We start from the raw sequence: 12,097 nt of genomic DNA on the forward strand, positions 1-12,097 counted from the left end.
ACTTTCTGACTGCTTTTGAAACCGTGTTGCTTCAATAAATCTTATCTATGATTACACTGTTTCATTTATCTTCTTTTCAAGTTCAATAGTGCCGGGGAAAAGAATATTGTTTTCTAAATGAATGTGCATATATAAATCTTCTTCAAACTCTTTTAATAAAGAAAAAGTTACATTATAAGTACTGCAGCCATCCGGAGGTGTAGTATAATTATCTGTTAACGCAGCTATCTGTTTAAAACGCACACCTTCGTTCTCATGTTCAGATATCATAGTCTGAACAATTGTAGAAACTGAGCCTGGTTTCTTATTTCTATCAGCATCGTTATTTTCACTTAGTTTTACAAGCGCCTTAATCTTGGGAAATAACATCAACTCTTCTTTTTTCATATGCTGTGCAAGTTCACCAGCACCCTGAGTAAATAATTCTGTAATCTTAAAAAGCTCCGGATGATTATTTCCATGAACTCTGCATAGTTTATCAAGGTATGCTTTTATTTCCGGTGACCGTTGTTCAATGTAGCGGTGGTGTTTCTTTTCAATATAATCTGCAAGTAAATCCAAAGGCCAGGATTGAAAATCAACCGTTGGCTTCTGATTAGAATTAATTACTGAATTTAATTCTTCAGTAAGCAAATCAACATTAATCTTTTTAGCTTCACACACTTCACCAAAACTTTTATGCCCGTTGCAGCAGAAATCAATCTTGTATTTATTAAAAATAGTTGCAGTACGAAAATCATCTGCGACTATGCTGCCAATAGATTTTGATAAGTAATTATTCATTATTGTTTCCTTTTTAATTTATAAATTCAATTTGTGATTCAATATCCATAATAACGACTGCTTTAAAACTGCTTAGTATAGTCAGTTTATGTTTTGCACCAGCAGGAATTATAAACACATCATCTTTTTTAAGGTTGTAATTTTCATTATTAATTTCAAAAATTGCTTCGCCCTCCTGAACAATCACAACTGCTTCCTTTGTACTGATATGATCAGGCATACCCATTCCGGCTTCACCTGTAACACGTAATACTTTATGCTGTTCCTTTTTGTCCAGTAAAATTAATTTAGGTAATACTTTTTCCTGTATTGTATCCATTTTATCTTGTAATATTTTTTTAATATGCTCGTTATACTTTTTATTTAAGCTGGCTTTGTTTTAATAGTTTATTAAATAAAGCTGCAATCTACATTAGATATCCAGGCAGGTTTATTATTTATCAATTAGTATCTTATCCAATTACGACTCTCTTTCCTCAAAAGAAAAACATGTTTTTCCTTGATCGCAGCTTTTAGAAGGTTTGCCAGAAAACCTACAAATGTTACTTTCTTAATAAGCGGTAAAGCCAGCCAGCCAACAGCCAGATGTCTGCCCAAACTAACAACTTCACCCATTACCTTAGGAAGATATTGCTCCTTATGTTTATTGGTTACTTCTGATAATATATTTTTAGCAACCAAACGACCTTGCTGCAAAGCAAATTGTGCCGCTGCTGGAACAGGTTTATTTGTAACCGGATTTATTGCATTGGCGCTGTCACCTATTGCATATATCTGCTTATCATCTTTGGACTGTAAAAATTCATTAACCATTACTTTGCCTGCAAGCCCGGTTTGCAGCCCGCTGTTTCTTAACAAATCAGATACTCTTATTCCACCTGTCCAAATAAAGTTGCCAGATTGAATAACAGTTCCATCAGAAAGCATTATCTGATTACTTGTTCGCTTTATTATTTTAGCGCCCTTTAAAATACTTATACCTTTTTCGAGTAGTTTTTTCTCTACTCGTTCAGAAAATTCTTTATCCATAAACGGCACCAACCGCTCTGCTGCTTCAATAATTATTATTTCAACTTCACTTTTGTTAATCCCGAAGTTGGTTACACATTTAGAAGTGTGGTCTGCCAATTCACCTGCAAATTCAACTCCTGAAAGACCGCCGCCGCCGATAACAAATCTTAAATTTTCTTTTCTTTTTAATTCATCCTCCTTAGATGCAGTTGAAGCACAAATTTTTGAAATGTGCTCATAAATTAAATCTGCATCATGTAAAGTCTGCAGAGCAAATGAATTTTCTTTCATACCCGGGATGTTGTAAAAATTAATCTTGCTTCCGATTGCAATTACCAAAAATTCAAATATCAGTTTTTCTTCTTCAGTATTATCTGAGATATGAATAATTCTATTCTTAACATCTATAAAATTTACTTCACCCAGATGAAATCTTATATTCTTATTTTTTAATATTCTATCTAACGGAATAGTAACATCAGTGTTACGCACTGCTGCTTCGTGCAATTGTGTTTTTAATGTATGATATGGATTTTTATCAATCAGATGAATTTTATAATTGTCAGATTTTCTGAAAAATTTTTCCAGCCTTAGTGCTGCTGTAAGCCCGCCATATCCTGCACCGATTATTACAATATTCTTTTTTAGCTGCATAGCAGACCGATCATTTAATGCTGGTAATAAAGATTCACTTTCTGAATGATTTTGAAAAGGAAAAATCTTTGTAAACATTTCCTTGTAGTGTTCTCTTGCAAAGATATCGTCATAATCTTTGTATTCGATTAACATAAAATCGTCTAAAATCTTTTCAATATTTTCTTCTAACAAATCTGACATTTTAATTCAAAGTTCAAATAAAATTATTATTTACCTTTATAGCATCCATTGGACAAACAGAGATACATTTTATTTCTTCTAATTCTGCACATTCATTGCATAGTTCAGGTAAGATAAAATAATGCTCGGTTGATAATGGTTGAAACTTATTATTATAGAAATGTCCGGAACCGTTTGCTATAAATATTGCTGATTCAGGGCATTCGGATGCACAAGCAGCACAGTTTATACAATCATCATTAATTATCATTGACATTAAAACCTTTCTCCTTTCGCTTCGCGATGCTGGCTTCCAACTGCTCTTATTCTTCCCCACATGGAATAGAAGAACAAGATCATTGCCAAAACCTGAAAAGATGAAAATATAGCAACTGAAGTATTAACCCAGGGAATATAATAGTATGAAGAAATCATCTGCATTATAAATCTAAATGCTGTTGCAATTGTAATCATCCAATAAGTAATCCAGATTAAATCAGGATTATACTTTTTATCATTTTTTTCAGCTCGCGGAAAAAACCATAGTGCAACACCCATGATCATCATCATAACAGATCCGACAAGAATAATATGGGTATGTGCTGAAACCAATTCCTGTGTATAGCCGCTTCCCGAAACATATTTTGCAAATGACATATGCAGACCTGCTAATATGCCAACTACAAGAAAAACTAAACTTGTTTTAACAAAATATCTGACAGTTGTAAACACTTTTAATTCCTTTCAAATAATTCTTGTTTTGCTTCAGGACTCATTTTATCGGGAGTCCATGGCGGCTGCCAAACTAAATTTACAAAGACATTTTTCTCCGGTTCAATTTGTCTTACCGCATTTTCCACCCAATTTGTTATACTGCTGTGCATCGGGCATCCGGGTGTTGTCAGTGTCATAGTTATCTTATTTGCATCTTCAGTTGATTCAATTTCATAAACCAATCCAAGATCAACAATGTTTATTCCAACCTCCGGATCAATGACACTTTTTAGCACTTTAAGTATTTCTTCTTTGTTAGCCATAGTTATTTCCTTATGAATATTGTAACCATGTTAAATGAAAAGATCAGTGAACTTAAAAACATTAATGTAAATGATATTACTAATCCAATTTCATTTCTTAATGTTAACGAAAACAGCGAACCAAATAATGCTGTTACCATAAAATAAAAACCATACAATGCAATTTTTTCATTAAACATTTCTTTTAATAACGGAACTTTTTCCAAACCAACTTTACTGCTGTATCTGTGATACCATACAAGAAACGGAACTATCTTATACATCTGCCCGACAATGAGCATTGACAGATATCCAAAGATTATCATATAACCGTAAATTAAAGTCAGGTTAGTTATGTTTTCATAATCTACAAACGCGATAAAAGATCCAAGTATAGTTGTTAATGCCAGCATCAGATATGAATAAGAAGAAAATTTTAATCCGATATCTAATTTTTTTCTCATTCTCTTTTGGAAAATCAAAAAAACCTGTATAAGAAAAAATGAAATACCAAGTGCAATCATTGGTATAAAAATGTAATATAAAAATGTAGTATCCTTGTAATGAAAAATAGTATTGATCCCAAGAAGCCCGACATTAATTAGCCCAAATGCCCACTTTGCAAAAGTTAACTTAAAGCCATGTGAAAGAGTAAACATTGGAATCAGTTTGTAGGTTACTCCCATTACAACCATAGAAACCCAGCCGATAATAGCAACGTGAGCATGAAGACTTAAATATTGAAGATGATCTATTTTTATATATGGTGTTCCAAGATTTATTGCCAGCAGAAGTCCTGCGATAGCTGTAACAATTAGATAGAAGATTGCACCTCCAAGATATAAACCTGTTACATTCCAATTCTTTACTCTGGTAAAGGTCATAATGATATTGAATGAAAAAATAAACATGACAAGAGTTAAAAGAATAGCGGCAATATTCATAAACATTCCTGTAGTAAAAGTCCAAAAGCAGTAAACCAGCCCAACAGCACCAACGATATAAATCCAGTATTGAACTTCTGCGAGAATTTCACTGAATAGTTTTACTTCAAGTACTACAGGAATTAACTGAAATAATGCGCCGAAGATGATCATTGTTATCCATCCGAGTGTTGCTATATGTGTTATCGCCAGGATTTTAGGACTGAAATGATGACCGGCGATATACGAGTGATTTAACAGCAGAAAAAGATTAAGCAGTACAAACGAACTTATAGCTGTAACAAAATACTTTGATACAATTCTGAAAGGCGGCGAATATGCAGACACTATGGAAGTTGGTTCGCTCAATTGCTGTTACCTCTTTTTTGTAATAACTACTTTGTAATAGTTATCCTCTATCTTATTTGTAACTGCTGTATAGCCTCTTTCTTCTAATTTTGGATAAAGCATCATTGGCTCACGATGATGATGAACTATCATAACTGTTTTATCATCAACCTTTGAAATGTTCTCAAGAATTTTCATCATTGGTTCCGGCGGAACTAACTGACGCACATCAAGCTCAATCATATTTTCATATTCTATAGTTTCAGTTTGCTGAGATTTAGGCTCTTCTGTTTGCAGCTCATCTGAAACTGCAGTTTTAAAGAAAAATACATTAAACACATTTTCACTTTTTTCAGTCCAGTGATTAAAACCCTTCTTTTCCAGAACACTGTAAAGCGGGATCGGTTCGAAAGAGTTTATCAAATGTAATATCTCATCATCATTAAGAGATTTTATCTTAGTCATTATTTCAAGAAACGGATCTTTACCTGAATCTATTATAGGTCTTACATCTAACTTTTTAATTTTATCAGAGTTTATATTTTTTAGTACTTCAGGTTTTACAGCATCAGTCATTTTGTTTTCTGTTATTCCTTCATTAATAGTTACTGCATTATCAGAGTTAACTGATTTATTCAATTCATTTAGCAGCAGGATGAGATTTACTCCCGCTATTCCTGCTGCCTGCTCAACATTTACCCTGCTTGCTAAAGTTTTTCTCAAAATTTTATTATTAAGTTTTGAAAAATGAGGACTGTAATTAATCAACACATCAAGGGTTTGTGGATACTCAGCAAGCATTTTTGATATTTTAGTATCTTTGGTAATCATTGCTCTAAAATTCTTTAGACTTTGGAAATATTAACTCTCCACACCTGAGGTCCCCGCTCAACATATTCCCAGCCAAACTGATTTGGTCTTTCAGCATTGAACTGATAATATAATGGCATTGGATCGTGATCATTAACTAATTGAAACATCTCACCATTTTTCAATTCATCAAAAGTTTTGAAAATAGTTGGATGTTTTTCTCTGGGTGGAACTGGACGAATATCAAGTTGTTTTGTTTCCATTATAACTCCTTTTTTTTGAATTTCGAAGTAAAATTAAACAGTTATATAATGGATTTCCTTGACTTAAGTCAGAATTACTTAGTTATGTATTGTGTGCAAACAGGGGAGTTAAAGAATTTTTATTAATTCATTTGACAAAAACATATCGAAGATTAATACTTTAGCTTTTAGAGTAAACACCAACAAAAAAAATCAGGCACTTACCTGGATAAATCCTCTAACCGAGTTAAGTTTACTACAAAAATTGTTTTTCCACTTACTCTTATTATCTCTTCATTTTGTAATTTTTTAAACGCACGCGAAAGAGTTTCTGTAATAGTACCAAGGTAGGCAGCGATAGTTGATTTTGGAATTGTCAGCTTAACAAATGGTTCGGGTAAATTATATGTACCTGCAGATTTTATTTCACCAATTAAATATTTTGCAAGCCTGCCCGGCACTTCTCGTGACGCAACATCATCAAGCTGGTTTATTAATGATTTTAATCTTTTAGCAAAGCCTGCAAGCATTTTTAAAGATATTTCTGGTTCAGTTTTAAGCAGCTCCAAAAAACTTTCTTTTGGAATTAACAATGCAACAGTTTCATCAAGTGATACAGCACTAACGGGGTAATTGCCACCTTCAAAAAGCGGGATATCGGCAAAAGTATTTAACGGTTTTATTATATGCACAACTGATTCTTTACCTTTTGATGACACTTTAAATACTTTGACATTTCCCTTTAACAAAATATAGAAACCAATATAAGTATCATCTTCGTTAAAAATAATTTCATTCTTTGAAAACCTTTTCACTTTGCTGAACACAGAAATTTTTCTCAGTTGCTCAATGCTTAATTCTGAAAAAAGCGGAATATCACGTAATGTTTCTTTAGGTTTTAGATCTTTAGCAATCATTAACATAATTACTCAATCGGTGGAATGTTTTGAGCAGCAATCTTTTTTTGTGCAATTGATTCATTTAATCTTTCATCAAAAAGTTTAGCAATTTCAGCTCCGATTATGAAAACTGCAGCGGTATAATAAATCCAGAAAGCAATAACAATCAGCAATGCATAAGTTCCGTATATCTTTCCCCAGGTTTGGAAGTTTGCGAGATAATATCCAAACAGAACCTTCATCCCGACCCATAATATTGAAGACCAGAATGCACCAACCAGTGCAGAGCGATGTTTGATTTTAGCAGTCGGGATAAAACTATAAAACAAATACATCAACAAAAGCATTATAAAAATTGAAACCAGAATTGTAAAGAGTTGCTGAAAGATCGGGTGATTAAATATTTGCAGATAATCTGAAGACTTAGCAATTGATTTAAACAATTCTAAAAGCGGCAGAGCAAGAACTGAAGCGAAGAACAATAATATCGCAATAAGTATAACTAAAAAATCTCTTAGTTTGCCAAGAAAATAATTGATATCTATTTCAGTTCCATTAATTTTATTTAATACAGTACGCATACTGCTGAAAAAACCGCTTGCTGCAAAAAACAATCCGCTAAAACCAACAATACCGGCTATATTTTTTAATTCAACTACTTCTTCTACTCTTGTAAATATAATATCTTTAACAAATTCAGCATACTCGCTGTAAGGTATTATAGTATTTATCAAAGTAATAATTTGCAATTCCATTTCTTCAGAGCTTAAAAAATTTCCAAGTATCCAGAACATTATCAGTATTAAAGGAATGATACATGTAAAAAGTGAAAATGCTAATCCGCCTGAAAGCAAAAAAACATTATGCCTGTCAATCCGATCATACAAACCACCAAAATAATGTTTAAAGAACTTATATGTTCTTTGCCAGTGAGGACGGCGATGATATAGAAATCTAAGTTTTCTAAAGTATTTGAAATAAACTGAGCTTTTGTATTTTTCTTTAAGCTTATTCATCACCAGACATAATAGCGGGGATTGTATTGTAATAAATATCCGAAACTTCTTTAATGGTAATATCAAAAAGATTCTTTACTTTTAATAAAGAGCCGCCAACAAAACCAAGTTTCGTAAATTTTAACTCTGTCAGTTTAAGCTCTCTTTCAAGTTCGGAAGCATTTTCTTTTGAGACCGAAATAATTATTCTTGATTGCGATTCTGAAAACAGCGAAAAGTCTATTCTTGATTTAATCGGAATTTCAACTTCGCAGCCAATTTGTTCTTCCTGATTGATGATACAGCATTCAGCTAATGCAGAAACAATTCCGCCTTCAGATATATCGTGTGCGGATTTTATCAATCCCAATCTGATAAGGTTTAATAGAGAATCCTGCAATTTCTTTTCTTCATCAAGATTAATTGATGGTGAATCGCCGGTAACTTTATTGTAAACAACTTTTAAGTATTCGCTTCCTCCAATCTCCTCTTTATCTTCACCAAGCAAGTAAATTACATCACCCTCATCTTTAAAATATGATGTAGTTATATGTTTAAGATCTTCTACTAAACCGACCATACCTATTGTAGGAGTAGGATAAACTGCAGCTTCAGGCGATTCATTATAAAAACTGACATTGCCGCCTGTAACAGGAGTTTCAAATTTTCTGCAAGCTTCTCCCATTCCTGATATTGCCTGAGCAAACTGCCAGTAAACTTCGGGTTTGTATGGATTACCAAAGTTCAAACAATTTGTAACTCCCAATGGAATGCCTCCTGTACAAACTATGTTTCTGGCACACTCAGCAACAGCTATTTTAGTTCCCTCTTTAGGATTTAAATAAACATACCGTGAATTGCAGTCAGTCTTCATGGCAAGTGCTTTGTTGGTTCCTTTAATAAAAATAACAGCAGCATCACAACCAGGTCCAACTATTGTATTAGTTCTAACCATTGAATCATATTGCTGATAAACCCATTGCTTAGAAACAATATTTGGAGAAGAAAAAACTTTTATAAAGTTCTCCTTAATGCCTTCCAGTTCAGGCAAAGTATTCTGATCAAATTTTCTGGTTTCTTTTAAATACTCGGGCTCCTTTTGTTCTCGGATGTAAACCGGTGCTCCGCCGCCCAGCACTAACTCATACGCAGGTACTGATGCTTTAGGATTACCTTCATAATCAATGTGAAGTAAACCATCATTTGTAACTTCACCGATTATCTCGCAATGCAAATCCCATTTCTCAAAAACTTCTTTCACATGATGTTCATAACCTCTTTTAACACAACATAACATTCTTTCCTGACTTTCACTTAGCATTATTTCATAGGCAGTCATTCCATCTTCGCGCAAAGGCACTTTATCAAGATTAATTTTCATACCAGAATTTCCCTTTGCACTCATTTCACTTGTAGAGCATGAAATTCCCGCAGCACCCATATCCTGTATTCCGATCAGCCAATCATTTTTTATTATTTCCAAAGTAGCTTCGAGCAAAAGTTTTTCAGTAAACGGATCTCCTACCTGAACAGAAGGGCGTTTAGCTTCAGATTTTTCAGAAATTTCCTCTGATGCAAAAGTAGCGCCGTGTATTCCATCTCTGCCGGTTGAAGACCCTACAATCATCACAGGATTTCCAACTCCTTTTGCTATAGCAGAGGCAACGTGTTTTTTATTTACAATCCCGACAGCCATTGCATTAACAAGCGGATTACCTTGATATGATTCATCAAAATAAACTTCTCCGGCAACAGTTGGAACTCCGAAGCTGTTTCCATAATCTCCAATTCCGCGTACAACTCCATCAAATAAAAATCTTGTGCGGGCATCTTTTAATGATCCGAATCGAAGTGAGTTTAAAGAGGCAACAGGACGTGCGCCCATAGTAAATATATCACGCATTATTCCGCCAACACCGGTTGCAGCACCTTGATATGGTTCAACTGCTGAAGGATGATTATGACTTTCAATTTTAAAAGCAACTGCAAGATCATCACCGATATCAATAAGTCCGGCATTTTCTTCGCCGGCTTCAACGAGTAATCTTCCACCGCTTCGGGGTAAAGTTTTTAATTGAGCTATGGAATTCTTATAACTGCAATGCTCGCTCCACATCACAGAAAATATCCCAAGCTCTGTAAATGTTGGCACCCTGCCAAGAATTTTTAAAATCTTTTCCCATTCTTCTTTAATTAAACCGTGCTCTTTCGCAAGTTCAAATGTTACCAATGGTTCTTTCATCAGCTATTCAGATTGATTTAAAATAGTTTAAAAATATCGTAAGGAAATATAAGGAAAGCAGGATAAAAACATCTAAAAAATACCCTTCAATATTCTGTAGTTTCACTGACTATAATAATTATTAAAATGCTGAAAGGTTAAAATCACATTAAGAACACTTAAACTAGAAAAGTATTTTGGGTAAAGATATTCTGACGATAAAAGTATTGGGGGATCTATTTTAATAACATCGTGAGCCTGCTTAAAAAGAATATTGTTTTACAATAGATGTTATAATTAAATAACAGGTTTCAGACCGGGGAGTTAACTTACTTATTTATCTTCAGTAAAAAATCAATAAAATTAAATCTGTCATTTCCATCTAACTTCCTTTAACGCCCCGCACCATCTTTTCAATCTCACCCCATTGTTCGCTGGTAACAGTCTGTAGCAGATTAAACTGACCGGCTCCATTTAACCATTCACCGCCATCAATTGTAATTACTTCACCATTTATAAAAGAAGAAAAATCAGAGAGCAGATAAGCAGCTAAATTTGCAAGCTCCTGATGTTCGCCAACTCTTTTAAGTGGAATTTTTTTAACAGCATCAAGTTTTTCTTGTAAATCGCCTGGCAGCAGTCTATCCCAAGCACCTTTTGTAGGAAACAATCCGGGAGCTATAGCGTTAAAACGAATTCCATATTTAGCCCACTCAACAGCAAGTGACCGGGTAATTGCCAAAACTCCTGCTTTAGCAGCGGCAGACGGAACAACAAAAGCTGATCCTGTCCAGGCATAAGTAGTTACAATATTTAACACCACTGCTTTGTTTTTATTTTCTATCCAGTGTTTACCAAAGGCAAGTGTGCAATTATAAGTGCCTTTAAGTACGATGTTTACAATTGCATCAAATGCTCTGTTTGACAATTTTTCTGTTGGGCTGATAAAATTTCCTGCGGCATTATTTACTAATGCATCTACCCTTTCAAATTTTTCCAAAGAGGCTTTCAGTAATACTTCAACCTGTTTATAATCAGAAACATCACAAGCAAATGGAAAAACATCATTATTGGTCTGTGATGAAATTTCTTCAGCGGTTTTTTTCAATACATCAATTTTGCGGCTGGTTATAATAAGTTTAGCACCAAGCTCTGAAAAATATTTCCCCATTGATTTTCCCAAGCCAGTACCGCCGCCGGTTATTAAAATAACTTTATCTTTTAATGCATCGTTTTTAAACATAGAAGTCTTGTAGTTGTTATCTGACATTTTATTTCTCAATTCTTATTTTTTTGTAAAGATTAAAAGGCTCAATCAATATCATTCAAATTTTTGTAAAAGATATTTCATCTGAAAGATGAACAATTACAGTTCGATTTATAAGTTCTATAGATATAGCTAATTGATTACTGTTTTTCATTTTGATTATAACACCAGATATTCCCTTTAACGGACCATTTGTTATCTGAATTTTGTCACCGCTTACCAACCCTTCAAATATCTTTGGTTCCAAATCCTTCTGAAGCATCATTTTTAAACTTTCAATTTGCCATTCCGGAACCACAGCCGGTTTTCGCCCATCGCATAAACACCTGACAATCAGTTTATCTTCCAGGGAAAGTAATCTTTCTTTCTCATCAGTATAAATAAAAATGTAGCTTGTAAAGAGCGGCGAAGTAATTACTTTCTTTCTGTCACTCCATTGTTTAATTGTTTTCTTTACAGGCAGAAATACATCGATTCCTTTAATTTTCAACGATCGCTCAACTTTAAACTCAGCCCGCGGACGAGTATAAAGTACATACCAGTTTCTGATTACTTGAGTATTATCCATATTAGTTTTGGGATTGAGTGTATCTGTTTTTTCAAAATAGTTTTGAAAATAAATAAATCAATTTGAAAGAGAATATAATTAAAAAAGTTATTTTTAAGGCAATGTATTTCTTAACAGCTTTTTTCTGAATTCTGATTTTACAAAAGGATTTTAGCCAGTTTAATAATTTAAAATAAAAAACCCTGACAATAATTTGCC

Annotated in this window: 14 protein-coding genes; all 14 read right to left on the bottom strand. The window is 33.6% G+C overall.

Annotation, left to right across the window (positions count from 1 at the left end):
• Window positions 1–51: 51 nt before the first annotated feature.
• Complete coding sequence (ric, locus tag ROY99_14270) at window positions 52–783, bottom strand: iron-sulfur cluster repair di-iron protein (GenBank protein MDT3697545.1); 732 nt, start codon at window positions 781–783, stop codon at window positions 52–54.
• A gap of 13 nt (window positions 784–796) precedes the next feature.
• On the bottom strand, window positions 797–1,102 hold the full coding sequence (locus tag ROY99_14275) for a cupin domain-containing protein (GenBank protein ID MDT3697546.1): 306 nt from the start codon (window positions 1,100–1,102) through the stop codon (window positions 797–799).
• 125 nt (window positions 1,103–1,227) lie between these two features.
• Complete coding sequence (locus ROY99_14280; protein ID MDT3697547.1) at window positions 1,228–2,631, bottom strand: NAD(P)/FAD-dependent oxidoreductase; 1,404 nt, start codon at window positions 2,629–2,631, stop codon at window positions 1,228–1,230.
• 13 nt (window positions 2,632–2,644) lie between these two features.
• On the bottom strand, window positions 2,645–2,887 hold the full coding sequence (locus tag ROY99_14285) for a 4Fe-4S dicluster domain-containing protein (GenBank protein MDT3697548.1): 243 nt from the start codon (window positions 2,885–2,887) through the stop codon (window positions 2,645–2,647).
• A complete protein-coding gene (locus tag ROY99_14290) occupies window positions 2,887–3,342 on the bottom strand; it encodes a cbb3-type cytochrome c oxidase subunit I (GenBank protein ID MDT3697549.1) in 456 nt (151 codons plus the stop codon). Before ROY99_14290 ends, ROY99_14285 begins: the two co-directional genes overlap by 1 nt.
• Before the next feature lie 2 nt (window positions 3,343–3,344).
• Window positions 3,345–3,647 (bottom strand): metal-sulfur cluster assembly factor, encoded by a 303-nt coding sequence (locus tag ROY99_14295; protein MDT3697550.1) that lies wholly within the window; start codon window positions 3,645–3,647, stop codon window positions 3,345–3,347.
• Window positions 3,648–3,649: 2 nt separating this feature from the next.
• The gene (locus tag ROY99_14300; GenBank protein ID MDT3697551.1) at window positions 3,650–4,918 is read right to left on the bottom strand and encodes a hypothetical protein; all 1,269 of its coding nucleotides are present in this window, start codon (window positions 4,916–4,918) and stop codon (window positions 3,650–3,652) included.
• A 6-nt stretch (window positions 4,919–4,924) separates the two neighbouring features.
• The gene (locus tag ROY99_14305; protein ID MDT3697552.1) at window positions 4,925–5,728 is read right to left on the bottom strand and encodes a DUF2249 domain-containing protein; all 804 of its coding nucleotides are present in this window, start codon (window positions 5,726–5,728) and stop codon (window positions 4,925–4,927) included.
• Window positions 5,729–5,742: 14 nt separating this feature from the next.
• Window positions 5,743–5,970 (bottom strand): DUF2249 domain-containing protein, encoded by a 228-nt coding sequence (locus tag ROY99_14310; GenBank protein ID MDT3697553.1) that lies wholly within the window; start codon window positions 5,968–5,970, stop codon window positions 5,743–5,745.
• Between the two features lie 200 nt (window positions 5,971–6,170).
• Window positions 6,171–6,866: a Crp/Fnr family transcriptional regulator gene (locus ROY99_14315; GenBank protein MDT3697554.1), complete on the bottom strand. Its 696-nt coding sequence runs from the start codon at window positions 6,864–6,866 to the stop codon at window positions 6,171–6,173.
• An 8-nt stretch (window positions 6,867–6,874) separates the two neighbouring features.
• Window positions 6,875–7,864, bottom strand: a complete 990-nt coding sequence (locus tag ROY99_14320; protein ID MDT3697555.1) for a YihY/virulence factor BrkB family protein — start codon at window positions 7,862–7,864, stop codon at window positions 6,875–6,877.
• The gene (gene purL / locus ROY99_14325; protein MDT3697556.1) at window positions 7,857–10,085 is read right to left on the bottom strand and encodes a phosphoribosylformylglycinamidine synthase subunit PurL; all 2,229 of its coding nucleotides are present in this window, start codon (window positions 10,083–10,085) and stop codon (window positions 7,857–7,859) included. Before purL ends, ROY99_14320 begins: the two co-directional genes overlap by 8 nt.
• 361 nt (window positions 10,086–10,446) lie before the next feature.
• Window positions 10,447–11,334, bottom strand: a complete 888-nt coding sequence (locus ROY99_14330) for an SDR family oxidoreductase (protein MDT3697557.1) — start codon at window positions 11,332–11,334, stop codon at window positions 10,447–10,449.
• Window positions 11,335–11,389: 55 nt separating this feature from the next.
• Window positions 11,390–11,899 (bottom strand): UpxY family transcription antiterminator, encoded by a 510-nt coding sequence (locus ROY99_14335; GenBank protein ID MDT3697558.1) that lies wholly within the window; start codon window positions 11,897–11,899, stop codon window positions 11,390–11,392.
• Between the last annotated feature and the right edge of the window lie 198 nt (window positions 11,900–12,097).

The sequence above is a fragment of the Ignavibacterium sp. genome (assembly GCA_032027145.1).
GTDB lineage: Bacteria > Bacteroidota > Ignavibacteria > Ignavibacteriales > Ignavibacteriaceae > IGN3.